This is a genomic window from Martelella mediterranea DSM 17316 (assembly GCF_002043005.1).
GTDB lineage: Bacteria > Pseudomonadota > Alphaproteobacteria > Rhizobiales > Rhizobiaceae > Martelella > Martelella mediterranea.
This window is the reverse complement of sequence record NZ_CP020330.1, coordinates 4,312,741-4,338,355: the sequence shown is the minus strand read 5'-3', so window position 1 is coordinate 4,338,355 and position 25,615 is coordinate 4,312,741. Positions and strand designations below refer to the sequence as shown.

At 63.7% G+C, this 25,615-nt stretch carries 21 protein-coding genes; 4 read left to right on the top strand and 17 right to left on the bottom strand.

Annotated features, from left to right (window positions below):
* Positions 1–232 precede the first annotated feature (232 nt).
* The 3 genes from Mame_RS20275 to topA form a co-directional block, all read right to left on the bottom strand.
* On the bottom strand, positions 233–889 hold the full coding sequence (locus Mame_RS20275; protein WP_018066742.1) for a 50S ribosomal protein L25/general stress protein Ctc: 657 nt from the start codon (positions 887–889) through the stop codon (positions 233–235).
* 179 nt (positions 890–1,068) lie between these two features.
* Positions 1,069–3,357, bottom strand: a complete 2,289-nt coding sequence (rnr, locus tag Mame_RS20270; RefSeq protein WP_018066741.1) for a ribonuclease R — start codon at positions 3,355–3,357, stop codon at positions 1,069–1,071.
* Entirely contained in the window at positions 3,354–5,996 is a 2,643-nt protein-coding gene (gene topA, locus Mame_RS20265; protein ID WP_018066740.1) for a type I DNA topoisomerase, read from the bottom strand. Before topA ends, rnr begins: the two co-directional genes overlap by 4 nt.
* A 502-nt stretch (positions 5,997–6,498) precedes the next feature.
* Here topA and Mame_RS20260 point away from each other — a divergent pair.
* Positions 6,499–6,663 carry a hypothetical protein gene (locus tag Mame_RS20260; RefSeq protein ID WP_230722664.1) on the top strand — a complete coding sequence of 55 codons (165 nt, stop codon included), beginning with the start codon at positions 6,499–6,501 and terminating at the stop codon, positions 6,661–6,663.
* A 70-nt stretch (positions 6,664–6,733) separates the two neighbouring features.
* On the opposite strand, the gene dprA is transcribed toward Mame_RS20260, so the two are convergent.
* From dprA to Mame_RS20240, 4 genes are read right to left on the bottom strand one after another with little or no spacing between them, the layout of a single operon-like run.
* Positions 6,734–7,858: a DNA-processing protein DprA gene (gene dprA, locus Mame_RS20255; protein ID WP_018066738.1), complete on the bottom strand. Its 1,125-nt coding sequence runs from the start codon at positions 7,856–7,858 to the stop codon at positions 6,734–6,736.
* Positions 7,859–7,916: 58 nt separating this feature from the next.
* Positions 7,917–8,534 carry a glycerol-3-phosphate 1-O-acyltransferase PlsY gene (gene plsY / locus Mame_RS20250; RefSeq protein WP_018066737.1) on the bottom strand — a complete coding sequence of 206 codons (618 nt, stop codon included), beginning with the start codon at positions 8,532–8,534 and terminating at the stop codon, positions 7,917–7,919.
* Between the two features lie 15 nt (positions 8,535–8,549).
* Positions 8,550–9,839, bottom strand: coding sequence for a dihydroorotase (locus Mame_RS20245; RefSeq protein ID WP_018066736.1), 1,290 nt, complete (start codon positions 9,837–9,839; stop codon positions 8,550–8,552).
* Positions 9,836–10,777, bottom strand: coding sequence for an aspartate carbamoyltransferase catalytic subunit (locus Mame_RS20240; RefSeq protein ID WP_026173814.1), 942 nt, complete (start codon positions 10,775–10,777; stop codon positions 9,836–9,838). Before Mame_RS20240 ends, Mame_RS20245 begins: the two co-directional genes overlap by 4 nt.
* 147 nt (positions 10,778–10,924) lie before the next feature.
* On the opposite strand from Mame_RS20240, the gene Mame_RS20235 reads away from it, so the two are divergent.
* The 3 genes from Mame_RS20235 to Mame_RS20230 all read left to right on the top strand — a co-directional run bounded on the left by Mame_RS20235 (position 10,925) and on the right by Mame_RS20230 (position 14,986).
* Entirely contained in the window at positions 10,925–12,571 is a 1,647-nt protein-coding gene (locus Mame_RS20235; protein ID WP_018066734.1) for an acyl-CoA dehydrogenase family protein, read from the top strand.
* Positions 12,572–12,620: 49 nt separating this feature from the next.
* A complete protein-coding gene (locus Mame_RS26785; RefSeq protein ID WP_155122157.1) occupies positions 12,621–12,881 on the top strand; it encodes a hypothetical protein in 261 nt (86 codons plus the stop codon).
* 269 nt (positions 12,882–13,150) lie between these two features.
* Positions 13,151–14,986, top strand: coding sequence for an aminopeptidase P family protein (locus Mame_RS20230; RefSeq protein WP_018066732.1), 1,836 nt, complete (start codon positions 13,151–13,153; stop codon positions 14,984–14,986).
* On the opposite strand, the gene Mame_RS20225 is transcribed toward Mame_RS20230, so the two are convergent.
* The 10 genes from Mame_RS20225 to lgt all read right to left on the bottom strand — a co-directional run bounded on the left by Mame_RS20225 (position 14,976) and on the right by lgt (position 25,438).
* The gene (locus tag Mame_RS20225) at positions 14,976–15,293 is read right to left on the bottom strand and encodes an AzlD family protein (protein WP_018066731.1); all 318 of its coding nucleotides are present in this window, start codon (positions 15,291–15,293) and stop codon (positions 14,976–14,978) included. The genes Mame_RS20230 and Mame_RS20225 overlap by 11 nt on opposite strands.
* Positions 15,290–15,994: an AzlC family ABC transporter permease gene (locus Mame_RS20220; protein WP_018066730.1), complete on the bottom strand. Its 705-nt coding sequence runs from the start codon at positions 15,992–15,994 to the stop codon at positions 15,290–15,292. The genes Mame_RS20225 and Mame_RS20220 overlap by 4 nt, the downstream gene beginning before the upstream one ends.
* Positions 15,995–16,144: 150 nt before the next feature.
* The gene (gene pncA / locus Mame_RS20215; protein ID WP_018066729.1) at positions 16,145–16,771 is read right to left on the bottom strand and encodes a bifunctional nicotinamidase/pyrazinamidase; all 627 of its coding nucleotides are present in this window, start codon (positions 16,769–16,771) and stop codon (positions 16,145–16,147) included.
* Positions 16,772–16,868: 97 nt separating this feature from the next.
* Complete coding sequence (locus tag Mame_RS20210) at positions 16,869–18,962, bottom strand: sensor domain-containing protein (protein WP_018066728.1); 2,094 nt, start codon at positions 18,960–18,962, stop codon at positions 16,869–16,871.
* A 386-nt stretch (positions 18,963–19,348) separates the two neighbouring features.
* On the bottom strand, positions 19,349–20,281 hold the full coding sequence (locus Mame_RS20205; RefSeq protein WP_018066727.1) for a ribose-phosphate pyrophosphokinase: 933 nt from the start codon (positions 20,279–20,281) through the stop codon (positions 19,349–19,351).
* 135 nt (positions 20,282–20,416) lie between these two features.
* Complete coding sequence (locus tag Mame_RS20200; protein ID WP_018066726.1) at positions 20,417–21,274, bottom strand: hypothetical protein; 858 nt, start codon at positions 21,272–21,274, stop codon at positions 20,417–20,419.
* Positions 21,275–21,438: 164 nt separating this feature from the next.
* The gene (locus Mame_RS20195) at positions 21,439–22,590 is read right to left on the bottom strand and encodes a M24 family metallopeptidase (RefSeq protein ID WP_018066725.1); all 1,152 of its coding nucleotides are present in this window, start codon (positions 22,588–22,590) and stop codon (positions 21,439–21,441) included.
* Between the two features lie 45 nt (positions 22,591–22,635).
* Positions 22,636–23,436, bottom strand: coding sequence for a peptidoglycan editing factor PgeF (gene pgeF, locus Mame_RS20190; protein WP_018066724.1), 801 nt, complete (start codon positions 23,434–23,436; stop codon positions 22,636–22,638).
* 53 nt (positions 23,437–23,489) lie between these two features.
* Positions 23,490–24,590: a class I SAM-dependent methyltransferase gene (locus Mame_RS20185; RefSeq protein ID WP_026173813.1), complete on the bottom strand. Its 1,101-nt coding sequence runs from the start codon at positions 24,588–24,590 to the stop codon at positions 23,490–23,492.
* Positions 24,587–25,438 (bottom strand): prolipoprotein diacylglyceryl transferase, encoded by an 852-nt coding sequence (gene lgt, locus Mame_RS20180; RefSeq protein ID WP_018066722.1) that lies wholly within the window; start codon positions 25,436–25,438, stop codon positions 24,587–24,589. The genes Mame_RS20185 and lgt overlap by 4 nt, the downstream gene beginning before the upstream one ends.
* Positions 25,439–25,615 lie beyond the last annotated feature (177 nt).

Sequence of the window (25,615 nt, the reverse complement as noted above, 5' to 3'; positions counted from 1 at the left end):
ACACAGAGCGCGCTCCTGCCTGACGCATTGGTTGCTGATCCCAAGGGGAGATGTGCCGATATCCAAAGGCTTGAAACACGCTTTCCCGGCGGGGCAAGGCGCAGCCGACAGACTTAAAACACTGATATTAAACGCTTTGGCAACAGGGTTGGCAAGTGTATTTTAGTCGGCGCTTACAATAAAAGACCGCGAGCTTTCGCCCGCGGTCCCTGATTGCCTGTCCTGGACGGGATCAATTCTCGTCGGAATTGTCGTCGTCAGACTGTGCGGTTGCTTCAACCTCATCGGCCTCGGGCGCTTCTTCGTCGTCGGACTTGAGGCCGGCCGGCGCTGCGATGGTGGCAATGGTGAAGTCGCGGTCGGTGATGACCGGCGTCACGTTCTTCGGCAGGTCAACCGACGAAATGTGGATGCTGTCGCCGAGCTGGGCCGAACCGAGATCGACCGTGATGCTGTCGGGGATCGCGTTCGCCGGGCAGTGGAATTCGACCTCGTGACGGACGATGTTGAGAACGCCGCCCTTCTTGATGCCGGGGCAGGTGTCATCGTTGATGAAGTGAACCGGAACCGCCACGGTCACGATGCTCTTTTCCGAAATGCGCAGGAAATCGACATGCATGACGAAATCGCGGACGGGATCGAGCTGATAGTCCTTCGGCAGGACCATGTACTTGTCCTTGCCGACTTCGACGTTGAACGTGGTCGTCATGAAACCACCGCCGAAGATAAGCTTCGTGATCTCGTTGCGCGAGATCGAAATTGAAACCGGGGGCTGTTTGTCGCCGTAGATGACGGCCGGTACCATGCCATTGCGACGCAGTTCCCGGGCGGACCCCTTACCGACCCGTTCGCGCGCTTCGGCCGTGAGCACAGAGTTGGTGTTGCTCATAGCAATTCCTTTCGGTTGTGTGCGGAGCGTTTTGCGGCGATATCTGAAAGCCGCAAAGCGGAGCGCCGTTGCCGGCCCTCATTCGCGCTGCCTCCAAGGGTGTCTGCGCGAACGCAGTGCCTATATCCGACACGGTTGCAAAAGGCAAGCGCCGTGCCGGTTTGATCGCCGGGCCGGATTTACCGCCGCCCCGGCCTTCCGCCGCGCATCGGGCGGCCGCGCTTCGATTTGTGGAAGGAACGGGTCGCCGCCGGCAGCTTCTTGCCTGAACTGAGCATTTCGAATCTGAGCGCGCCGGCCAGCGGAATGGCTTCTACGAGCTGCACCTCGACATCATCGCCGAGCTGGTAGCCAAGCCCGGTCTTCTCGCCGACCAGAGCCTGGCGGACCTCGTCATGGACGAAATAGTCGGCGCCGAGCGTGGAGACCGGAACGAAGCCGTCGGCGCCATATTCCGGCAGTGCGATGAACAGGCCGGAGCGGGTGACGCCGGCCACGCGGCCATCGAAGCTCTCGCCGATGCGGCCCGCCAGATGATGCGCGATCAGCCGGTCCACGGTCTCGCGCTCGGCGGCCATGGCGCGGCGCTCGAAGGTCGAGATCTCGGCGGCGATGTCGTCGAGCTGCGCTTCCTCCTCCGCCGTCAGCCCGCCTTCGCCGAGATGCAGCGAGGCGACCAGCGCGCGATGGACGATCAGGTCGGCATAGCGGCGGATCGGCGAGGTGAAGTGGGCGTATTTCATCAGGTTCAGCCCGAAATGACCGATGTTTTCCGGCGAATAGACCGCCTGGCTCTGCGAACGCAGCACCATCTGGTTGACGATGTCCTTGTGCGGGCTGTCCTCGGCCTTGGACAGGATGCCGTTGAAAGAATTGGCGCGCAGATTGCCGCCCTTTGCCAGCGGAATGGAAAGCGTCGCCAGAAACTCGCGCAGCGTCTCCTGCTTGGCGAGCGACGGCGCGTCATGGGTGCGGTAGATCAGCGCCTGGCGCTTCTGCTCCAGCGTTTCGGCGGCGGCGACATTGGCCTGGATCATCATCTCCTCGATCAGCCTGTGGGCATCGAGGCGGGGCGGAACGACCACCCTGTCGACCGTGCCGTCATCCTTCAGCAGGATGCGGCGCTCCGGCATGTCGAGTTCGAGAGGCTGACGGCGGTCACGGCCGATCGTCATCGTTTTGTAGGCGGCCCAGAGCGGCTTCAGCACGTGCTCCAGAAGCGGGCCAGTCTTGTCGTCGGTGGTGCCGTCGATGGCGGCCTGGGCCTGCTGGTAGGACAGTTTCGCCGCGCTCTTCATCATGATGCGGTGGAAGGTGTGGGATGCCTTGCGGCCTTCCTTCGAGAACACCATCCTGACGGCAAGCGCCGGCCGGTCCTCGCCCTCGCGCAACGAGCAGAGATCGTTGGAAATCCGCTCGGGCAGCATCGGCACGACGCGGTCCGGGAAATAGACTGAATTGCCGCGCTTCAGCGCCTCGCGGTCGAGCGCGGATTTCGGGCGGACATAGTAAGAGACGTCGGCGATCGCGACGGTGACGATCACGCCGCCCTCGTTTTCCGGCCTTGTGTCCGGCTCGGCGAAGACCGCGTCATCATGGTCCTTGGCGTCGGCCGGGTCGATGGTGACGAGCGGCAGGTCGCGCCAGTCCTCGCGGTGCGACATGGTGGCGGGCTTCGCCGCATCCGCCGCGTCGAGCACTTCCTTCGGAAAGATATGCGGAATGCCGTGGGCGTGGATCGCGATCATCGAGACCGCCTTTTCCGAGGCGAGCGAGCCGACGACGGAAAGCACGGAGCCGCGCGCAAGACCAAAACGGCCGGAACGCTGGACATCGACCTCCACGAGGTCGCCATCCTTCGCGCCGGCAAGGTCGGCAATCTCGACCTCGTCGTTTCGCCGGTCGATCGGCATCAGCCGGGCCGAGCCGTCATCGAGCATGCGGACCACGCCGAGCGCCGCCGTGCGGCGCTTGTCGATGACCTTGATGACGCGGGCGGTATAGGCCGGTCCGGTTTCGGATTTCGACGGGAAGATCTTGGCGAGCACCCGGTCGCCGATGCCGGCGCTCGCCGGTTTGCGCTTGCCGTTCTTGCCGCCGCCCTGCTGGCGGATCAGCACGGCGGGGGCCGCGCCTTCCTCAATTGGCCATTCGGCCGGACGGCCGATCAGCTCGCCGTCCTTGTCGCGGGTGGTGATGTCGAGCACGGTGACCGGGGGCAGGGCGCCAGGCCGCATCAGGCTCTTGCGCTTCTTCTGCAGCAGGCCCTCGTCCTCGAGCTCGCGCAGCATCGCCTTCAGCACCACGCGGTCGTCGCCCTTGATCCCGAACGCCTTGGCGATCTCGCGCTTGGAGGCGCGGTCGGGATTGTCGGCGATGAACTTCAACAGAACATCGCGCGGCGGCACTTCGCCGTGAATGATCTCATCCGGTTTGCGAGACCGGGAGGCGGTCGGTTTTGCGCTCAACTGTCGCTCTTTTCAGCCTCGGCCGTCTTCTTAGAACTGGCCGTTTTCTTTGTCGCCGTCTTGGATTTCGCGGCCGTTTTTTTGGCAGCCGCCTTCTTGGCGGGCTTCTTTATACCTGCCTTTTCGGCGCGCGCTGCCAGAAGCGGGACCGCCTCTTCCATGGTGATCGATTGCGGGTCCTTGCCCTTGGGGATGGTGGCGTTGATTTTGCCCCATTTGACATAAGGCCCGTAACGGCCCTCGTTGACGGTCACTTCGCCGCCGCCATCGGGGTGGTCGCCAAGTGATTTCAGTGCCTTTGCCGTTGCGCCCCGGCGTCCGCCATTGGCCTTCTTGTCGGCAATGGCGGCAACAGCGCGGTTGACGCCGACCTCGAAGACCTCGTCGATGCTTTCGAGATTGGCATAGGTGCCGTCGTGGAGCACGAACGGTCCGTAGCGGCCGAGGCCGGCCGTAATCATCTTGCCGTCTTCGGGATGCGGTCCGACATCGCGCGGCAGCGCCAGCAGCCGGAGCGCCTTTTCAAGGTCAATATCCTCGGGCTTCCAGCCCTTGGGTAGCGAGGAACGCTTGGCCTCCTTGCCGTCGCCACGCTGGACATAGGGGCCGAATCGACCGGAGCGCAGCGTGACGATCTCGCCCGTTTCAGGGTCGGCGCCAAGCTCGTTGGGTTCGTTCGGATTGATGCCGCCGTTTGCGGCCTCCGCGTCGCCGGAAAGCTGGCGGGTGAAGTTACATTCCGGATAGTTCGAGCAGCCCACGAAAGCGCCGTATTTGCCGAGCTTCAGCGAAAGCTGCCCCGTGCCGCAGGCCTGGCACTGGCGCGGATCGCCGCCATCCTCACGCTTGGGGAACACCAGCGGCGCCAGCGCCTCGTTCAGCGCGTCCAGAACATTGGTGACGCGCAGTTCCTTGGTGCCCTCGACCTGGGCATAGAAATCCTTCCAGAAATCGCGCAGCACCTGCTTCCACTCGAGCGAGCCGTCGGAAATCTTGTCGAGCTTTTCCTCAAGCTCGGCCGTGAAGTCATACTCGACATAACGATTGAAGAAGTTCTCCAGGAAGGCTGTCACCAGCCGGCCCTTGGGCTCCGGCGTCAGCTTGCGGCCCTCGATCGTGACATATTCACGGTCGCGTAGCGTGGCGAGCGTCGAGGCATAGGTCGAGGGGCGGCCGATGCCGAGCTCTTCCAGCCGCTTGATCAGCGAGGCTTCCGAATAGCGCGGCGGCGGCTCGGTGAAATGCTGGGTGGCGCGGATCTTTTCCTTGTCGACATTTTCGCCCTTGTTGATTTCGGGCAGACGGCCGTCGTCGTCATCCTCGTCGGATGGCGTCTTTTCCTCGCGATTGTCTGCATAGGCGGCGAGGAAGCCGTCGAACTTCACGACGGTGCCGACGGCGCGCAGGCCGGCGCTCTCGCCGCCCTTGGCTGCAGTGATCTCTGCGGTGGTGCGCTCCATCTCGGCCGACGCCATCTGGCTCGCGATGCCGCGCTTCCAGACGAGGTCGTAGAGCCGGAACTGGTCGGAATCGAGGTACTTTTTCACCGATTGCGGCGTGCGGGTGAAGTCGGTCGGACGGATCGCTTCATGGGCCTCCTGGGCGTTCTTTGCCTTCACCGAATAATGCCGGGCGCTTTCCGGCAGATAGCGCGCGCCGAACTGATCGCCAATCGCGTCGCGCGCCGCCGTCACGGCTTCCGGGGCCATGGAGACGCCGTCGGTACGCATATAGGTGATGAGACCCGCCGTCTCGCCGCCGACCGCGATGCCTTCGTAGAGCCGCTGCGCCACCTGCATGGTGCGCGAGGCGGAAAAGCCGAGGCGAGACGAGGCAGCCTGCTGCAGGGTCGAGGTGGTAAACGGCGGGCCGGGATTGCGGCGAACGGGCTTCGCCTCGACGCTCGCCACCGAATAGGTCGCACCTTCGAGCAGGTCGCGGATGCGGAAAGCCTGTTCCTGGTTCTTCACCGAATTCTTCTGGATGCGCTTGCCGTCGGCTTGCACCAGCCGGGCTTCAAAGGCATCGCCGCGCACGGTTTTCAGATCGGCGACGATGTTCCAGTATTCTTCGGGAACGAAACGTTCGATTTCGTTTTCACGGTCGCAGACGAGACGCAGCGCCACGGACTGGACGCGGCCGGCAGACCGCGCGCCCGGCAGCTTGCGCCACAGAACCGGCGACAGGTTGAAGCCGACCAGATAGTCGAGCGCGCGGCGGGCGAGATAGGCGTTCACCAGCGCTTCGTCGATGTCGCGGGGATTGGCCATGGCGTCGAGCACGGCCTTTTTGGTGATGGCGTTGAAGACGACGCGCTTGACCGGCTTGTCCTTCAGCAGCTTCTTCTTGTTCAAAAGGTCGAGAACGTGCCAGGAAATGGCTTCGCCTTCCCTGTCCGGGTCGGTTGCGAGAATCAGGCCGTCGGCGTTCTTGACCGCGTCGGCGATATCCTTGACCCGCTTGGTCGATGCGGTATCGACCTTCCACGACATCGCGAAATCATCATCGGGCAGGACCGATCCATCCTTGGCGGGCAGGTCGCGGACATGGCCAAAGGAGGCGAGGACCTTGTAGTCCTTGCCGAGATATTTGTTGATCGTCTTGGCCTTCGCGGGCGACTCTACAACAACAACTTCCATGTAATCCGTATCCTGGGTCTGCGTCGGACTTCGTTCGACGCCCGCATCTTCGCGGCAAATTGTCGGTCGCGCGCTCGGCCGTGCCCGCCGGCTTGGCGGCCGCGAGGCGCATCCAGGCAGATGGCGGATATGACGGGCCTCGCGCTTATGGGAGAACGCTACAGAGGCGTCCCCCTGATGGCAACCGTCGCTTCCGCTTCTACCAATTTCGCCGGGAGATCAAGCAGAATAGACATTTTTGGGCTGTTTAAAGCTGCATTTACTGTTCCGGCCGGTCGCTCACGAGATGGACAGAGACAGCGGCCGGGTCAAGCCCTTGAAGCTATTTTTGCATGACTACACGCTAATACAACCTGAAGAGAATACTAATTGTAATTGCAATCCTGACCTTTGCCGGTATTGTTTAGCCGGATGAGTAGAGTACGGTTCGGATTCGATCCGTGGCCGAAAAATAGGTGTATGTATGTCGTCCTTTCCAGCCGAACGCGAAGGTTCTCAAAAATTGACCGAGGAGGAAATAATTTATATCCGTCAGATATTGGGCCAGTTGCGCCGGCTTTCAAACAAGGACGGGGCGGAAATGCTCTGCTACCTGATCGACATGGCCTATATAGAGGCTGGGGATTTGCAGACGCAGGTGCTCGCCACGTCGGTGGGCAAGGGCTGAATTCGGTTTTGATCGGCAACGACCCGCAGGGTCTGTTAGCGCTATCATTGCCCTATGAAGGTCGCGTGTCTCAGATCAGCGAGACCCGACCACCCGGGTGCCGCGCAAGCCGGCCGGCGAGATCCAGCTCGAGCAGGATCAGTTGCACGGCGGCGGGGTTCACGCCGGTGAAGCGTATCAGGTCATCGATTTCGCACGGGCTGGGGCCAAGCGCCTCGGCAACGCGGGCGCGGTCGTCGTCATCGGGGGCGGCTGGCGGCAGGTCTTCGGTATCCTCCTCGTCGGCCCCGCCCCGGATCGGCAGTTCCATCTGGGACAGCGGCGCCAGCGCCTCCAGCACGTCCTCCGGGCTGCATACGATCATAGCGCCCTGCTTGATCAGCCCGTTGGTGCCTTGCGCGCGCGGATCGAGCGGCGAGCCCGGCACGGCTAGCACCAGTCGCCCGCACTCATTGGCAAGGCGCGCGGTGATCAGCGAGCCGGAGCGGTTTGCCGCCTCGATCACCACGACCGCAAGCGAGCAGCCGGCGATCAGCCGGTTGCGGCGGGGAAAGTCGCGGGCGCGCGGCTCCCAGCCATAGGGCATCTCGCTGATGGCGACGCCGCCATCCTCGCAGATTGCGCGATAGAGTTCGATGTTTTCGGGCGGGTAGGGGCGGTCGAGGCCGCCGGCAAGCGCGGCCAGCGTGCCATGGGCAAGGCTCGCGCGGTGGGCGGCGGCGTCGATCCCGCGGGCAAGGCCCGAGACCACGGTATAGCCGGCGCCGGCCGCAGCACCGGCGATCATGGCGGTGAATTTCGCGCCGGCGACCGAGGCATTGCGCGCGCCGACAAGGCCGAGCGCGGGCCGGGTCGCGACATCGCCGCTGCCGGACATGGCAAGAAGCGGCGGCGCACCGTCGATCGCGCGCAGCGCTGGCGGGTAGTCCGGCTCGCCAATCGCGACGAACCGGCCTTTGTGGCGGGCGGCGGTTTCCAGCTCGCTTTCGGCTTCAGTGACGCTTGCCACCCGAAACCGCTTCCGCGCGCCGCCGCGCACGGCAAGTTCCGGCAGACGCTCAAGTGCTTCCTCGGCGCTGCCATAGTGATTGATGAGTTCGCGAAAAGTGACCGGGCCGACATTGTCGCTGCGGATCAGACGAAGCCAGGCGATGCGCTGGCTTTCCGACAGGGCGATGCCGGAGCGGCTTGTCAAAGGGGCATTTCCGTTGATGGAGACCGTTCGGCCCGGATGCGGAAAATCCCCCTCGCTGTCACCCCTTGTCTCCGATCCTGCTTTCGGTGCCCGATATCAGGCGCTCGATATTGGTCTTGTGCCGCCACCATGAGATCACCGTGAGAACGGCCATTACGATTGAAACCTGCGGTAGGCCCATTATCCACAGAGCAACCGGTATGGCAAGCGTTGCAATCAGCGCGGAAAGCGAGGAATAGCGCGAAAGACGCGCAATCAGCAGCCAGACGAAGGCGAAGATAAGCACCGCCGCCGGCGCGACGCCGAGCAGCACGCCGATATAGGTCGCAACCCCCTTGCCGCCCTTGAAGCCGAGCCAGACCGGAAACAGGTGACCGATAAAGGCGGCCGCGCCCGCCAGAAGCCCGGCATCGCTGCCGTAAAGCGTCGTCGCCAGGATTACAGCAAATGTTGCCTTCAGTGCATCGAGCACAAGCGTGAGGGCGGCCAGATGCCGCTTGCCAGTGCGCAGCACATTGGTGGCGCCGATATTGCCGGAGCCGATGCCGCGAATATCGCCGAGGCCAGCGGCCTTCGTGATCAGATAGCCGAACGGGATCGAGCCCAGAAGGTAACCGCCGGCCAGCGCGATCGCGGCCTGCGTCGCTGTCAGATCGAATGAGAATAGTGCCGGCACGTCGTCCCCTCCCGGTCAGTCCGCCTTGTAGACCTCAATGCCGCCAACATATGTCCTGACGGCCCGTCCGGAAAAGCGGGCATTTTCGAATGTCGTGTTTTTTGAACGCGATACCAGCCGGTCGGGCGTCACCACCCAGGGCTCATCGAGATCTATCAGTGTGATATCGGCCTTCGCGCCCGGACGAAGCGAGCCGGCGTCGAGATCGAACAGTTTCGCCGGTCGCGTCGACATCGCATCGATCAGCCGCATCAGCGGCACGTCGCCGCTGTGGTGGAGGCGAAGGGCGGCGGCGAGCATGGTCTCAAGCCCGATCGCCCCATCCTCGGCATCGGAGAACGGCAGGCGCTTGGTGTCGACGTCCTGCGGGTCATGCGAGGAGACGATGATGTCGATCAGCCCGTCCTTCAGCGCCTCGACCATCTTCTGACGGTCTTCTTCCTGCCTGAGCGGCGGCGAGAGCTTGAAGAAAGTGCGGTACTCGCCGATGTCGTTTTCGTTGAGCGTCAGATGGTTGATCGAGATGCCGCTGGAAACCGAAGCGCCACGATCGCGCGCCACCCCCACGGCCTCGACCGATTCGGGGACCGAGATCAGCGCGGCGTGGTAGCGGGCTCTCGTGAGTGTCGCAAGGCGCAGATCGCGTTCAAGCGGGATAACCTCGGCCTCGCGCGGCGTGCCGGAAAGGCCGAGCCAGCTTGCGAAAAGTCCCTCGTTCATGACGCCGGTTTCGGAGAGATAGCGGTCGCGCGGCTCCAGCGCCACCACGGCATCAAACGAGCGGGCGTAGGTCATCGCGCGCCGGAGCACCCGGTTGTCAGAAAGCGAGTAGCGGCCATTGGCAAAGGCGACTGCGCCTCCGGCCCTGAGCATGCCGATCTCGGTCATCTCGTCGCCCTTGAGGCCCTTCGTCAGGGCGGCGGCGGGATAGACGTTGACGACGGCGTTGTCGCGCGCTGTCTTCAGCACGAATTCGAGCAGCGCGATATCGTCGATCGGCGGCTGGGTGTCCGGCATCATCACGAAGGAGGTGATGCCGCCGGCCGCCGCCGCCTGGCTTGCCGAGCGGATGGTTTCGGTATGCTCCGCGCCAGGCTCGCCGACGAAGACATGGGCGTCGACAAGGCCAGGCGTTGCGACAAGACCGTTGCAGTCGACGATCTCGGCGCCCTCCGGCGCGCCCTGGTTCATGGCTTCGGCCCCGGCGGCAACGATCCGGCCGTCCTCGACGATGATCGTGCCGGTTTCATCAAGGTCGCGAGAGGGGTCGATGATGCGGGCGTTTTTCAGAACGAGCGGCTTCATGCGCGCGACCCTCCGTTTTCCGAAAGCATCAGCGTCTCCATCACCGCCATGCGCACCGCGACCCCCATTTCCACCTGCCGTTCGATCACGCTTTGCGGCCCGTCGGCGACGTCGGAGGCGATTTCCACGCCGCGGTTCATCGGTCCGGGGTGCATCACCAGCGCATCCTCCTTGGCCGCCTTCAGCTTCTCGCGGTCCAAGCCCCAGAAGTGGAAATATTCGCGCACCGAGGGTACGAAGGCGCCGGACATGCGCTCGCGCTGCAGGCGGAGCATCATCACCACGTCGGCGCCCTTCAGCCCTTCCTCCATCGTGTCGCAGACCTCGACGCTCATGTCGCGGATACCGGAGGGTAGCAGCGTCGCGGGGCCCACGACGCGCACGCGCGCGCCCATCGTGTTGAGCAGGATGATGTTGGAGCGGGCGACGCGTGAATGCAGGATATCGCCGCAGATCGCCACCACGATATTGTCGAGCCGGCCCTTGGCCTGGCGGATCGTCATCGCGTCGAGCAGCGCCTGGGTCGGATGTTCATGCGCGCCGTCGCCGGCATTGATCACCGCGCAGGCGACCTTCTGGGAGAGCAGTTCGGCAGCGCCAGCCGAGGAGTGCCGGATCACCAGCACATCGGGGTGCATGGCGTTCAGCGTCATCGCCGTATCGATCAGCGTCTCGCCCTTCTTGACCGAGGAATTGCCGACCGACATGTTCATCACATCCGCGCCGAGCCGCTTGCCGGCCAGTTCGAACGAGGCCTGGGTCCGGGTCGAGGCCTCGAAGAACAGGTTGATCTGGGTGAGGCCGCGCAGCACGGCGTTCTTCTTCTCGCGCGACCGGTTGAAGGCGATCGCCTCTTCGGCCTTGTCGAGAAGGGTGTTGATATCGATGGGAGAAAGCCCCTTGATGCCGATCAAGTGTCGGTGGGGAAAGAAGACCATGAAGCTTTCCTCCATATGAGGTCGGGCGGTCCGTCGGAAGAAGTTCTGGCGTCTATAATGGCTCGCCGGCCTCGCCGCAAGCTTTGACAGATGATATCGAAGCATGCCAACTGCGGATAAGCTGAAAACGGGACGATGTGTACGCCGATGGCCGACACCGACATTTACAAGACTCTGAACCAGCCAAGGCCGTGGAGCAATCTGAACGCGTTCCAGTCGGACCCGCTGCTTGGCGACCTGACGCGTTCCCTCGGTAAACCGCTGCGCGAGGAGTTCGATGCGATCGGACGTTACGTTACCTCGCCCGATGCGCAGGAACTTGCGCAGATGGCCAATACCAGCCTGCCGCAGCTCAAGACCCACGGACCGGCGGGCGAGCGGCTCGACGTCGTCTCTTTCCATCCGGCCTGGCATGCGCTGATGCGCCGGTCCATGGCATCCGGCCTGCATTCGCTGCTGTGGGAGCCGCCGCGCGATGCCGATTCGAAATCCAAGGCCCACAAGCTGCGCGCCGTCCGGGTGTTCTTGACCGCCCAGCTCGAATGCGGACATCTGGAGCCGCTGTCATCCACCTCCGCCTCGCTTGCCGTTCTCGCCGCGGCCCCGCAACTGCGCGACGAATGGGCGCCGAAAATCCTGTCGCGCAAATATGATTCGACCAACCGCGCCCAGAACCAGAAGGCATCCGCCACGGTTGGGCTCGCCATCGCCGAAAAGCAGGCGGGCAGCGATATGCGCGCGCTTGCCACCAAGGCGCATCGGGTCAGCGAGGGGGTCTATCGGCTTTCCGGCCACAAATGGTTCGTCTCCGCGCCGATGAGCGACGCCTTCATCATGCTCGCTGATGTCGATGGCAAACCCGGATGCTTCCTGGTGCCGCGGCTTCTGGACGAGGGCAGGGGCAATGCGCTGCGCTACCAGCGCCTCAAGGACAAGCTGGGGCTTCGCTCCAATGCGGCCGCCGAGGTGGAATTCTCCGATGCCTTCGGCTTCCTGCTCGGGCCGCCGGATGGCGGGTTGAGGACGATCCTCGACATGCTGACTCTGATGCGGCTCGACAGCGCCGTGATCGCCTCGGGCCTGATGCGCGCGGCGGTGGCCGAAGCGACGCATGCCGCGCGGGGGCGCAAAGTGGCCGGCCGCACGCTGGTGGTCCAGCCGCTGATGATGCGCGTGCTCGCCGATCTCGCGCTCGATGTCGCCGCCGCCGGCGCGCTGTCGTTCCGGCTTGCCGAAAGCTTCGACCGTGCCCGCGACAGCGCCGAGGAGGCGGCCTATGCGCGGGTCATGACCCCGGTTACCAAATACTGGACCACGAAGATCGCGCCCGCCGTGGTGGCCGAGGCGATGGAGGCAATGGGCGGCAACGGCTTTGTCGAGGACCGGCCGATCGCCCGCCACTATCGCGATGCGCCCGGTCTCGCGATGCATGACGGCGGCGGCAACCTGATGGCGCTCGACCTGCGCCGGGTCGTGGAGCATGGCGGCGAACTGTTCGAGGCCGTGTTCCAGGTCATCGCGCGCGATCTCGGCGCTTCGGGGGGCAAGATCGTGGAGCTGCTGCGCGCGGCGATGGCGCTCTGCAAGAGCGATGAAAGCGCCGCCCGAATATTCGTCGAGCAACTGGCGCTCGCCGCGGGCGCTGCGGAACTTTACCGGCTTGGGGCGGGGCGGATTGCCGATGCCTTCCTGGAGACCCGCCTCGCCGCCGGCTGGCGCTCCACCTATGGCATGCTCGATACCCGCTTCGACCCGAGCTACATCGTTGAATTGCTGTTTCCCGAAGTTGACTGATCTCTGACGCGAACTGCAAACAGAAAAGGCCACCCCGAGTGGGCGGCCTTTGAAAAAAAACATTGCGCCTGCGAGCAAGCTCAAGCAGGCGCAATATTCAACGCTTAAACGTTCCGGCAGATCAGAGACGCGTGCGACCAGACCGTTTGTCGGTGAGTTCGGCGCGGGATTTGCCGATCTCATTGAGAGACACGTCGTCAAGGCGCAGCAGGGCGCCGGCGACGAAACGGTCTGCCTGACGCTGGCGAGCCTCGGTAAGATTCTTGTAGGCGGTGCGGAAAAAGCCCATTTCGGTAACTCCCTGTCTTGATGATCGGAATGCGGTGTCGGCCGCCGATCCAATCGGCCCTGCCGCTTTCAAACCGGACCTCCGGTTCGGCGCGAGGCCTTCATCGATCAACTGTGCCCAATATAGATGCATGCCCGGCGTTGAGGCAGGTGGGCTGGGTCATGGGAGCCATGCACCTCTTGCATGCTTGGCGCGATTACCCGCGCACGCAAAAACGCGGCGGAAAACGATTCCGATCCGGCGTTCGATCAGCTATCGTCGCGCCGTCAAATAGCCAGTGGTATCCATTCATGTTTCAGTCCTTCGACGTTTCCTCACGCCCCGAACAGGCAGCACCCCGCATCGCCGGCCTGCGCGCGCTGTTTCCAGCCCTCGGCATCAACGCCTTTCTGGTGCCGCGCACCGATGAGTATCAAGGCGAATATGTGCCGCCATCGGCCGAGCGGCTGGCCTGGCTGACTGGTTTCACCGGCTCGGCGGGTATCGCGCTGGTGATGGAAGAACAGGCCGTGGTGTTCGTCGATGGTCGCTACACCACCCAGCTTGCCGCCCAGACCGATGCCGCACTCATCACCGCCGGCGATCTTGTCGGCTGCCCGCCTTCCGCATGGCTTGGCGAGCACAAGCCGAAAGGGTTGAAGCTCGGCATCGATCCTTGGCTGCATACGCCAGCGGAGGTCGAGAAGCTGCAATCCGCGCTGGCCGACATCGGCGGCGAACTGGTGCTGCTTTCCGAAAACCCGATTGACGGCATATGGGCCGATCGTCCGGCCGTGCCCTCCGCGCCCGTCACGGTTCAGAAAAGCGATCTGGCGGGACAACCGGCCGGGGACAAGATCGCGGCCATTGCCGCGATGCTGCAAAAGAAGAAGGCCGAGGCGGTGCTGATCGCCGATTCGACCTCGGTCGGCTGGCTGTTCAACATCCGCGGCAATGACGTTGCCCATACGCCAGCCCCCTTGTCGCGCGCGATCGTAAAGGCGGACGGCTCGGCGATGCTGTTCGTGATGCCGGAAAAAGTGGCCGGCGAGGCCGCTGGCCATCTCGCACCGCTTGCCGGCTTGCTGCCGCCCGAAGCAATTTCCGATGCGCTTGCGGCGATCGCGGCGGCGGGCGAAACGCTGCTGATCGATCGCGCGGCGGTGCCCTTTGCCGTGGTGCAGATCGTGGAGGCGGCCGGCGGCACGTGGCAGAACGCGCCCGACCCGGTTGCGCCCGCCCGCGCGGTCAAGAACGCGGCGGAACAGGCGGGCACGCGCGCCGCCCATCTGCAGGACGGCGCGGCCATGGTGTCGTTTCTCTCATGGCTCGATGGTCAGACGCCCGGCACGGTCAGCGAGATCGATGCGGCAAGCGCGCTGGAGGCGGCGCGCGCCGAGACCGGGATGCGGATGCAGAACCCGCTGCGCGACATCTCATTCGACACGATCTCGGGCGCGGGACCGAATGCCGCGATCATCCACTACCGCGTCACCAGCGAGACCAGCCGCATGCTCCAGCCCGGCGAGATGTATCTCGTCGATTCCGGGGCGCAGTACCAGAACGGCACCACCGACATCACCCGTACGATCGCGATCGGCGAAGTCGATGACGCGCAGAAGAAGTTCTTTACGCTGGTGCTGAAGGGCATGATCGCAATTTCCCGGGCGCGCTTTCCGGCAGGCACGCGCGGCATGGATCTCGACCCGTTCGCCCGCGCCGCGCTGTGGCAGGCCGGCGTCGACTATGCCCACGGAACCGGCCACGGTGTCGGCTCCTATCTCTCGGTGCATGAGGGACCGCAACGGATATCGCGGCTGGGATCGGCCGAACTGAAGCCCGGCATGATCTTGTCCAACGAGCCGGGCTACTATCGCCCCGGCGCGTTTGGCATCCGCATCGAAAACCTGGTTCTGGTGAAAGAGGCCGAGCCGATCGAGGGCGGCGAAATCCCGATGCTCGGCTTCGAGACGCTGACATGGTGCCCGATCGATCTGAGGCTGATCGTGCCAGCGTTGTTGAGCCCGGAGGAGAAGGCATGGCTCGACGCCTATCACGGCGAGGTGCGCGAAAAACTTGCGCCTCTGGCTGCAAGCGAGGCCGAGCGGCGCTGGCTGGAGGCGGCCACAAGGCCTCTCAGCCAATGACGAAATAGCGCGCGATCATCACCACCGCCCAGCCGACCGCGATCATCGGCAGAGGCGAGGCGTAGCGGAGCCCGAGCAGGAGAGCGGCCGCCAGGGCGAGTTTCGTATCCCATCCCCCGGCATAGAAGGCAGGCGCGACCAGCGTCGTCAGCACCGCGGCCGGAATCGCGTTGAGCGCCGCTTCGACCCGCGGCGGGATGTGCGAGACCGCCGAGAGCAGGAGATAGCCCGCAATCCGCGTCATGTAGGTTGCGAGCGCTGCGGCCAGAATGACCAGCACGATGTGATCATCGGTGAAATTGCTCATGGCTTGTCCGCCTTGCCGGCAGGCCGGGGTGGCAGTGCCGCGGCAAGCAGGATCCCGGCAAAGGCCCCTACGCTGACATGCCAGGGCGAACCGATGGTTATGAAGGCGACCACCGAACCGATGGCGCTGACCACCACCACGGGCAGATAGTTCGCCCGCCGCCGAAAGCCGATGACGATGTTCAGGAAATAGATGGGCAGCAGCACGTCCAGCCCGAGGGCTTCCGGGTTTTCGATGAACCCGCCGAGGGTCGCCCCGATCAGCGTCATCACGTTCCAGATGGCATAGAAGCAGATCGCCATGCCGATATACCAGGTAAAGGTCACCGGCGTGCCCGCATCCTCGCGCTTCAGCGTTTCGGCGAATTGCGGATCGGTCAGGAAGAAGAAGGAGGCAAGGCGCTCGGCCGATGAAAAACGCGAGAGGATCGGTGTGACCGCCGCCGAATAGAGCACGTGCCGGAAGTTGACTGCGAGGATCGAGGCGACGATGATCCAGGCCGCGACATGCTGGCCAAACAGTTCCACGCCCACCAGCTGGCTTGCGCCGGCGAATATCGTCAGGCTCATCAGCGCGGTCTCGGCCACGCTCTGCCCCTGCGCCACGGCGACGGCGCCGAACAGGACGCCGAACGGCGCCGCCGAAAGCGCCGGCACCACGCCGGAGCGCATGCCGGTCAGAAAATCGGGGGCGTCAACCATGACGGAGACCTTCCGTGGGCCGGAGCGGAAAACAAGATGAGGTCATCAGGCGGCAAGCCCGGATAAGGAAATCGAGGGACATTCTCAGGGCTTAGCCGGTTGAGGCCGGCAACACAAATCAGTTCGGTTGATGGGTGGATTAAGGAATTCTCAGCCGGCGATGGCGGCATCGCTGTCGATGATCTCGACGCCGGCGTCGCGCATCTCGCGAATCGCGTCGCTGACGCCCTCGGCATCGATCCCGCGGCACCCGTCCTCGATCAGGCGAACCCTGACGCCTGGCAGCATGGCAACGGCGTCGAGCGCCGAGAATCGGACGCAGTAATCCGTCGCCAGGCCGAGAATATCGAGCGTTCCGACCGATTTGTGCCGCAGATAGGCATCGAGCCCGGTCACGGCGTTGCGATCATTGTCGCGGAAGGCCGAATAGGAATCGACGTCGGGATTTTCACCCTTGCGCTGGACATGATCGATTGCGGCAACGTTCAGCTCGGGGTGGAAATCGGCGTCGGGCGTATTCTGGACGCAGTGATCGGGCCACATGACCTGCGGCTTGCCCGAAAGCTCGCCCATCTCGAAGGGCTGCTTGCCGGGGTGGGACGAGGCGAACGATCCGTGGCCGGGCGGATGCCAGTCCTGCGAGGCGACGATCAGGCCGTAGCCGCCGTTTTCGATCAGCCGGTTGGCAACCGGCACCACGGCATCGCCATCGGCGACGGCAAGATTGCCGCCCGGGCAGAAGCCATTCTGGATATCGACCAGCAGCAGCGCTTTCATCTCTCACCTCATTCAAAGAGCGTCCAGTGGACGCCGGCTTTCCGTCCGGGCGCACGGACCAAAAGAACATTTCCGCCAGCCTGCCATGGAATGGCACTCAATGGAAAGATGGCAGATAATGCTTGATTGGCTGCGGCCGGCTGAACAGAAAGCCCTGCAGGCTCTCGCAGCCATGTCTGCGCAGCCATTCCTCCTGTTCGGGGGTTTCCACGCCTTCCGCCACGATCACGAGGCCGAGATGGTGCGCCGTGGTGATGATCAGCTCGACCAGCGATGTGTCGTTGCTGTCATGCGGTACGCCGGAGATGAAGGATTGGTCGATCTTCAATTCGTCGAGTGGCAGTTGCTTGAGGTAAAGCAAGGCGGAGTAGCCGGTTCCGAAATCGTCGATCGAGAGGCGGATCTTCAGGTCGCGGATCGCCATCAACTGGGACAGGGTGATCTCGAAATTGGCGATCATCAGGCTTTCGGTCATCTCCAGCGTGAGATGGTTGGGGGCGAAGTCGTAGCGTTCCAGCAGCGCGGTCAACTGATCGACGAAATCCTCCTGCAGGAACTGCTGCACCGAGACGTTGACCGAAAGATGCAGGTCTGGATATTCGCTCAACATCTTGCAGGCTTCCTCCAGAACCCAGGCGCCGATCGGCACGATAAGGCCGGTGCTCTCGGCGACATCGATGAAATCGCCCGGACTGATGACGCCGCGCTCGGGATGGTCGAGCCGCAACAGCGCCTCGAAGTGACGACCCGAGGCATTGCGGTTGATGATCGGCTGTAGGTAGATGCTGAAGCCGTTGGTCTGCAGCGCCCGTTCCAGCGCGGTTTCCAGGTCGAAACGCGATACCAGCTGGTCGACCATGTCGTCATGGAACCAGCTTACGCTGCCGCGTCCCTTCGCCTTGGCGTTGTGCATGGCAAGATCCGCGCGGCGCAACTCGTCGTTGGCGCTTTCGGCGTCCGGGCCCACAAGCACGGCGCCGACGCAGGTGCTGGGCGTGATGTGATGGCTGTTGACGAAGGCCTTCTGGGATAGTTTCTCGTGCAGCCTGTCGATCCGTTCCTGCGCGGTCTGCAGCGCCGTCGTCCGGTCGTCGCCCAGTTCCGTCAGCAGCACCAGAAACTCGTCGCTCGAAAGCCGCGCGGCGAAGCTGCCGGCCTCGATCGTGTTGCTCAACCGCCGCCCGGTCGCCCGCAGCAGCGCATCGCCGATATTGTGGCCGAAGATCGAGTTCACCGCGGCGAAATTGTCGAGGTCGAAGATCGCGAGCGCCATATGCTGCTTGGCATGTCGATGCGCGGCGAGCAGGTCCAGCAAGACTTCCTGCGCCCTGGCGCGATTGGCAAGCTTGGTCAACGGGTCATAGAATGCGAGCGCCTCGATCCGCTCTTCGTTGCGCCGACGGTCCGTGATGTCGCGCCAGATGCTGACGGTGCCGAAGGGCTTGCCGCTGGGGTCGATCACGGGCGCGCGGAACATTTCAAGCGTGTGTTTCTTGCCCGTCGGACTTGTGACTTCGCCCTGGACGACTTGGTGGTCGCGCTCATCGATCGCGCCGAAGACCTGCTGCCGCAACAGGCTGTCCTCGCTCTGCCCGAACAACTCCCGGTCGCTCTTGCCGACGATCATTTCCACCGGCATGCCGAGAAATTCGGCCGCCGCCTGGTTGCAGGCCACGATCTGGCGGTCGGGACGCCTGAAATAGATCTGATCCGGTATCGCGTCCATCATCACGCGCAAAAGCAGGTGCTGTCGGCCAAGCTCCCGCACCAATCTGCGCCGCCGAAATGTGATGAAGATCAGCAGCAGAACCGTCGCCACCAGTATGCCGAGAACAAAGATGAAGGCGAGGTTCATCCGATTGAAGTCGATGATGGCATAGGTCCGGCCGGCATCCCGGCTTTCAAGCACCACGGACATCAGCACCGTTTCGCCTTGCTCGGTAATCGGCCAGCTGAACATGCTGATTTCGCGCAGTTCGCCATCCTTCAGGCGCTGGCTGAACTCGAAATAATTTCTCTGCAACTGCACGGCCTGGTCGAGGTCGTCGGCAACCTTCGACTGCTGCATCTGGTTCAGGTCGGAAACGGAAAGCGCCTGGAACTCTTCCCGCGACCAGCCGTAAAGCGCCTGCGCCGCCCGGTTGGAGGCGAGAAACGAGCCGGTCGAAGGGTCGACGACGAACATGGCCATCGGGCTCTCATCGATGGCGGGCGGGAACGCGAAGGGGCGGGGTCTGGCATGGAGAGGGGAGGCAAATAACACAATAGCGAGCAATGCCAGCTGAGCGAAGCCGCGAACGCACGTCCGTTGTCTGCATGCGGAATATATGACAGCCTCCTTCGCAACGAACCGATATATTGAAATTGGTTTGGTGAGAACAACCTGAACGGAACCGCAGTATGAGGCGAAACTAATTTAAAATTGATAAATGGCGGGATTGCGGAATATGCGTTTGAATACGGTCCAGTGCTTCCATGCGGAATGTTCCAGGCCGCGGAACTGGAGCCTGAACGTCCGATGAAGAGGACCGAATGTCCCTGATTAAGGGTATGCGCTGCCGTGAAAACGGAGCTGTTCTAGTCGAACAGGCTCGAAACCGATGATTCGTGGCTGGTGCGGTTGATCGCCTCGCCGATCAGGGCGGCCGTCGAAATCACGCGGACCTTGGAGGAGGCGACCATGTCGCCGCGCGGCTGGATCGAATCGGTGATCACCAGTTCCTCGAGGCTCGAGGCGGTGATCCGGTCGACGGCGGTGCCGGACAGCACGCCGTGGGTGATATAGGCGGTGACCGACAGGGCGCCATTGGCAAGCAGCGCGCTTGCGGCATTGACCAGCGTGCCGCCCGAATCGATGATGTCGTCGATCAGGATGCACTCCTTGCCCTCGACCTCGCCGATGATGTTCATCACCTCCGATTCGCCGGGCCGCTCGCGACGCTTGTCGACGATGGCGAGCAGACAGTCGAGCCGCTTGGCAAGCGCGCGGGCGCGCACCACGCCGCCGACATCCGGCGAGACCACCATGACATTGTCGAGATTGCGCCGCGCCTTGATGTCGCGCGCGAGGATCGGCAACGCGTAGAGATTATCGGTCGGAATATCGAAAAAGCCCTGGATCTGTCCGGCATGAAGATCGAGGGTCAGCACCCGGTTGGCGCCGGCCTGGGTGATCAGATTGGCGACCAGCTTGGCCGAGATCGGGGTGCGCGGACCGGGCTTGCGGTCCTGACGGGCATAACCGAAATAGGGAAGGACCGCGGTGATGCGGCGCGCGGAGGACCGGCGGAACGCATCGATCATGATCAGCAGTTCCATCAGGTGGTCGTTCGTGGGAAACGAGGTCGACTGGACGACGAAAACGTCCTCGCCGCGCACATTTTCCTGAATTTCAACGAAGATTTCCTGGTCGGCGAAGCGTCTGACGCTGGCTTTGCCAAGGGGCACATTGAGATAATTGCAAATCGCTTCGGCAAGTTGTCGGTTGGAATTGCCCGCGAAAACTTTCATATCATCTCGCCCGTTCAATCTGACTGTCGCTTTTTAACGCGGATCAACGCGAAAGCAAGGCCGCAGTCAAGCTGTCCCTGGGCTTTTCCGAATTTTTTATGACAGGAACATGCGCGGGCCCTGTGCGCGGGCGGGTCAACCCTGCGTATCGAGCCAGGCAAGAAGCGAGCCGATCGACTTCTGGCCGATCGCCGCCATCATATCGGCGCTGACGCCGGCCCAGGGGTCGGAGCCGGTAAAGCCGCCGGTCTCGGAGGCTTGCCGGTCCTGGATGCGGTGCAGACGCACGCCATTGGCGCCGATCACGTCCCAGACATAGATCACGGAGACCACGCCCTCCTGGTCGACGGCGGAGAAATAGCCCTTGAGGCTGAGATCGGCCTTGTCGTCGTCCATGGCGACAATCGAAAGGCCTGCCGCCCGCGCGCTTTCGCCGAGCCGAGCGGAGAGCGGCTGCAGCTTGTCGGACGGCGCGCCGATGATCGGCAGGAAGCGGAGCGTGTCGGCAGCGGCGATCGAAGCGCTCGGCGCGGCTGCTGTGGCGGCGGGCGCGCTTGCCGCCGGAGGTTGGGCAGCCGGGGCGGGCTGGGCTGCCGCAGTCGCGGTCGTCTGCGGCGCGGGCGCGGCCACGGTCTGTTGCGGCGGCGGGGTATAGGCAGGTTCGGCCGGGGCGAGGTTTGCCAGCTGCGCGCCGAAAGTGCTTGGCGGGCGCCCCACGCCCGGCGTCGCGTCATAGCGCGGTGCGCTGGAAGCGGTTGCCGGATAGCTCGTTTGCGGCGAAGTGCTATAGGTCTGCTGCGGAGCGCCCGATGGCGGCGCGAGGCTCTGGCGGGCGACGTTCTCCGCCGGCGCGGCGGCAACAGCAGGCGGATTATACTGGGCGGGGGCGCTGCCAACGGTCTCGGGCGGCGTCGCATCCACCGTCAGAACGTCGGCCGTCGAGCAGGCCGCAAGCAGGCCGGTGATGAGTAGAAGGCTCGCCGCACGCGCCATATGCCTTGCCCTTCCCGGAAAACGCCGGAGGCGTCCGGAAAAACCGGCCCGGACGCCAGAAAAATCAGAAGATTGCGCATTTCCGGGTCACGGATGAAGCGGAAATACGGCCGCAATTTTCCGAAGCGAAGGGGGCAATGTCAAACGCGTGCGGCGATCATCCTTTATTTTGTGTAAAGGTCCAGGCCGAGGCGCGACAGCGGCCGGGGTTCGTCCTCGCCGGTCAGGTAGGTGCGCCCCAGCGTCATCGCCGTGCCGCTGTCGGAATCCATGATGATCACGTGCACGAACAGCGACATCGACGGCAGGATCGGGTGCGGGTTGCCGGTGTGGAACATCTGGTGCTCCATCCATGACGGCGCGAATCGCGCGCCGAGCGAATAGCCGCAGGCATTCAGGCGGTGGCGCGACAACCCGCGCGCATCCATGATCTCGGCATGCTTGTCGAAGATATCGCCGAAGGTATGGCCGGGCCTCAGGATTTCCTCGATCGCCGACAGGGTCGCCGTCGCTGCGCGGAACAGCGACTGGTGGCGCTCCGTCGGTTCGCCGATGACCACGGTGCGCATGGCGGCGACGTGGTAATGCGACCAGACGCCGGCCCATTCGAGCGTCAACTGGTCGTTGGCGTCAAGCTTGCGGCGACCGGATTTGGCGCGGCACAGAAGCGCGCTTTCGCCGGAGCCGACGATGAAGTTGTTGGCGGGGTAATCGCCGCCGCCGGACAGCACCGTGCCCTGCATGGCGGCAAGAATCTCGGCCTCGTCCACGCCCGGCCGGATCAGCGGCAGGGCGGCGTCGAAGGCATCGTCGCAGAGCGTGGCGGCCTTTTCGATGCAGGCGATCTCCGCTTCCGACTTGATGAGCCGGAGATTGCTGACGAGATAGGAGGCGTCCTGAAGCTGGCCGAAGGAACTGAGCTGTCCGTCAAGGAAATGGGCCGAGCGCCCGGTCATGCCATGGGTGTCGTATTCGACGCCGATCCGGCAGCCGAGCAGATCCATGTCGGAAAGCATCTCCTTCAGGTCGCGGCTCGGATCGGTCTGGCCGCGATCGACCCAGATGCGGATCTCGGAAATATTGGAGGTCTGGCGGGCCTGGCGCACATCGGCCGAGCGCGTCAGCAGCGCCGTGCGGCCATCCGCGGTCACCACGAGGCACTGGAAAAACACGAAGCCGAATGTGTCATAGCCGGTCAGCCAGTACATGCTTTCCTGCGCGAACAGCAGCACCGCGTCCAGTTTCTTCTCGGCCATCGCGGCTTTCAGCCGCGACAATCGCTCGGCATATTCTTCAGGTTCAAAAGCAAGCGCCATGTCAGTCTCCCCAAGCGTGCAGGCACGCATTGATATGTGAAATGCTCAAAGAATGGAAATGGCCGAGATCTGGCGGCCATAATCCTTTTCACCCCGATGGGTGCCGCGACGATAGGAATAAAAACCTTCCTCGTCCTGATAGGTGCAATGACGGATGATGTCGTGCTCGATATCCGCCCGGTCAAGCCTGAGGCCGATAAAGCCGGGCAGGTCGAAAAATGCGTGGCCATCGGATGGCGAGGGCCGGAACAGGGCCCTGAAGGCCGGATCGGCGGCGGTGAAACGCTCCACGAATTCCGGCCCTACCTCGTAATTCTCGGGCCCGATCGTGGGCCCGAGTGCTGCGATGATCGAGCGACGGCGCGCGCCGAGCGCCACCATTTTCTCGATCGTCGCCTCGATGATACCGCTGAACGCCCCGCGCCAGCCGGCATGGGCGGCGGCGATGATTTCGTTTTCGGGATCGGCGAACAGCAGCGGCCCGCAATCGGCGGTCAACACGCCGAGCACGAGGCCCGGCGTCGCGCTCGCCATGCCGTCTGCCTGCGGGCGTTCGCCTTCATGCGGGCCGGAAACCGCGATCGCATCGGCGGAATGGCACTGGTAGAGCGTCATCAACCGGTCGGCATCCGCGTCGAACCATCCCGCGACCCGGGCGCGGTTTTCGGCAACCGCCTCAGGGCGGTCATCGGAGCCGATGCCGCAATTGAGGCTGTCGTAGAGCCCCGTGGAGACGCCGCCTCGGCGGGTGAAGAAGCCGTAGCGGATATCCGTGCCGGCAAGCCGTTCCTCGAAGAGCGGGCTTTGCAGCGGCGAGAGCGCATCGCGAATGGCGGTGTCCAGCATGGCGTGTTTCCGGTGTTTCGTTGTTAAATGTTGAGGCGGTCGAGGCGGGTTTGTCAATCCGCGCCATCGAAGGGGGCGAGCTGGACCGGCCCGGACGAGACCGCCAGAACCTTGAACAGATCGCCCATCTCCTCTGGGCCATCGCCGGCAAGTCTGCGGACGGCTGCGACGATTTTGCCCTGGGTTTCCTGGTCCTTGCCGCGGCCGAGCGCGGAGGCGCGGGGACCGAGCCCGAGGGCTGCCAGAAAATCGCCCTGCGTCATTGGCGGATGGACATGCGCGCCTTCCGCGCGGGCGGATGCGGCAAGGGCCGCGAAGTCCACATGGCTGGTCAGATCCGCCTCGCCGGGATGGGTGAGCGGCGGATCGAAGCGATGATCGCGCAGCGCTTGAAGCGTGTCCCCGAAACCGCTTTCGAGATGGCCGTAATCGATGATCAGCGCGCTGCCGCCATGGCGGATCAGCCGGGCCGCGATCTCCGCCATCAGCGCCTCGCGGGCGGGCGCGTATTCGAAGATCGCGCCTTCCTTCGCGCCTTGCCAGCCCTCCGGAAGACTTGCCGGTTCAAGCCGGGCCGGGGACAGGGAGAAGGTAAGCGCGCCATCCTCGTCCAGCGTCACGACCCGTTCGAAGAAATGCGCGCCGGATTTGACGAATTGCCGGGTCGGCAGCGCGTCGAACAGTTCGTTGGCGACGAAGAGTGTGAAGCCTTCGGGCGCGTCGGCCAACTGGTCCACCCAGGAAAGCCGGTCGGCATGGGGCGCAAGCGTTTCCTTCTGCCGGGCGCGCAGCGCCGGGCTGGTTTCCATCAGCGTCACCGAAAGGCCGCTATACATCGAGGGCGCGAGGGCGGCGATGGTCTTCAGGATATCGGCCATCATCGTGCCGCGACCGGGGCCGCCCTCGATCAGCCTCGTTTCCACCGGGCTGCCATGGGCCTGCCATGCGGAAATCAGGAAGACGCCGACCAACTCGCCGAAGAGCTGCGAAATTTCCGGGGCGGTGGTGAAATCGCCCTTGGCGCCAAGCGGATCGCGGGTCCGGTAATAGCCGTGCTCGGGATCGGCAAGGCAGAGCGAGAAATAGGTCGAAACCGGCATTGGCCCGTCGGCTTCGATCATCGCCCGGATTTTCGGCAGCAGCGGCGTCGTCACGGTGCCGGGCTCCGTCTTGCCATGCGGCCGGAATACCATATGCCCCAGAGTCCGACGGCGAGCATCGGCAGCGACAGCACCATGCCCATGGTCAGCCAGCCGCCGAAGAGATAGCCGAGTTGCGGGTCGGGCTCGCGGAAGAATTCCACGAAGATACGTGACAGCGCATAAAGGCAGATGAAGATGCTGCCGGTCAGCCCCGGCCGCTTCAGCGCGCCGAAGAACCGGGTGATGACGAACAGCACGATAAGGATGACGATCCCCTCCAGCCCGGCCTCGTAAAGCTGGCTCGGATGGCGCGGCAGGTCGCCCGCGCCCGGAAACACCATAGCCCAGGGCACATCGGAGGGGCGGCCCCACAATTCGGCATTGATGAAATTGGCGATTCGGCCGAAAAACAGCCCGATCGGCGCGACCGTCGCGATCAGATCCAGCAGCGACCAGACGCGAATGCCGTGCCGCCTCGAGAAGATGATCATCACCACGATCATGCCGATCAGCCCGCCGTGAAACGACATACCGCCGTCCCAAATCTTGAATATCGTCAGTGGGTTGGCGAGGAAAGCGCCCGGCGCGTAAAACAGCATGTAGCCGAGCCGTCCGCCGACCACGATGCCGATCACCGACCAGGTGACGAAGTCATCCAGCCGCGCAACCGCCATTGGCGGTTGGTTTGCCGGCCACAGCCTGTCCTTCTTCAGCAGCCAGCGGGCATAGAGCCAGCCGAGCAGGATGCCGGCCACATAGGCAAGTCCGTACCAGTGGATCTGCAGCGGGCCGAGCCTGAGCGCGATCGGGTCGATGGCGGGGTAGGGGATGGCAGCAAGTTTGATATGATCTGGCAGCAAGGCGGGGTTTCCTCTATGATCGGGCGCGAAGATGGCGGCATAACGGGGCCCGGTCAAGCCGGCCGAATTGCGGCAGGCGCTGCCTGTTATCGCAGATTATCGGTCGGCGGCCTTGCGTGCTTCCCGAACCGGCACTAATTCAAGGCAAAGAGCAGCCGGCACAGCGCCCGGCCGACC

What these genes read in the sequence shown, in the direction of transcription:
- Mame_RS20275 (WP_018066742.1), bottom strand. Translation starts at nt 889, where the DNA reads ATGAGCAACACCAACTCTGTGCTCACGGCCGAAGCGCGCGAACGGGTC.
- topA (WP_018066740.1), bottom strand. Translation starts at nt 5,996, where the DNA reads ATGGAAGTTGTTGTTGTAGAGTCGCCCGCGAAGGCCAAGACGATCAAC.
- Mame_RS20245 (WP_018066736.1), bottom strand. Translation starts at nt 9,839, where the DNA reads ATGAAGCCGCTCGTTCTGAAAAACGCCCGCATCATCGACCCCTCTCGC.
- Mame_RS20240 (WP_026173814.1), bottom strand. Translation starts at nt 10,777, where the DNA reads ATGGTCTTCTTTCCCCACCGACACTTGATCGGCATCAAGGGGCTTTCT.
- Mame_RS20235 (WP_018066734.1), top strand. Translation starts at nt 10,925, where the DNA reads ATGGCCGACACCGACATTTACAAGACTCTGAACCAGCCAAGGCCGTGG.
- Mame_RS20230 (WP_018066732.1), top strand. Translation starts at nt 13,151, where the DNA reads ATGTTTCAGTCCTTCGACGTTTCCTCACGCCCCGAACAGGCAGCACCC.
- Mame_RS20225 (WP_018066731.1), bottom strand. Translation starts at nt 15,293, where the DNA reads ATGAGCAATTTCACCGATGATCACATCGTGCTGGTCATTCTGGCCGCA.
- Mame_RS20220 (WP_018066730.1), bottom strand. Translation starts at nt 15,994, where the DNA reads ATGGTTGACGCCCCCGATTTTCTGACCGGCATGCGCTCCGGCGTGGTG.
- pncA (WP_018066729.1), bottom strand. Translation starts at nt 16,771, where the DNA reads ATGAAAGCGCTGCTGCTGGTCGATATCCAGAATGGCTTCTGCCCGGGC.
- Mame_RS20210 (WP_018066728.1), bottom strand. Translation starts at nt 18,962, where the DNA reads ATGGCCATGTTCGTCGTCGACCCTTCGACCGGCTCGTTTCTCGCCTCC.
- Mame_RS20205 (WP_018066727.1), bottom strand. Translation starts at nt 20,281, where the DNA reads ATGAAAGTTTTCGCGGGCAATTCCAACCGACAACTTGCCGAAGCGATT.
- Mame_RS20200 (WP_018066726.1), bottom strand. Translation starts at nt 21,274, where the DNA reads ATGGCGCGTGCGGCGAGCCTTCTACTCATCACCGGCCTGCTTGCGGCC.
- Mame_RS20195 (WP_018066725.1), bottom strand. Translation starts at nt 22,590, where the DNA reads ATGGCGCTTGCTTTTGAACCTGAAGAATATGCCGAGCGATTGTCGCGG.
- pgeF (WP_018066724.1), bottom strand. Translation starts at nt 23,436, where the DNA reads ATGCTGGACACCGCCATTCGCGATGCGCTCTCGCCGCTGCAAAGCCCG.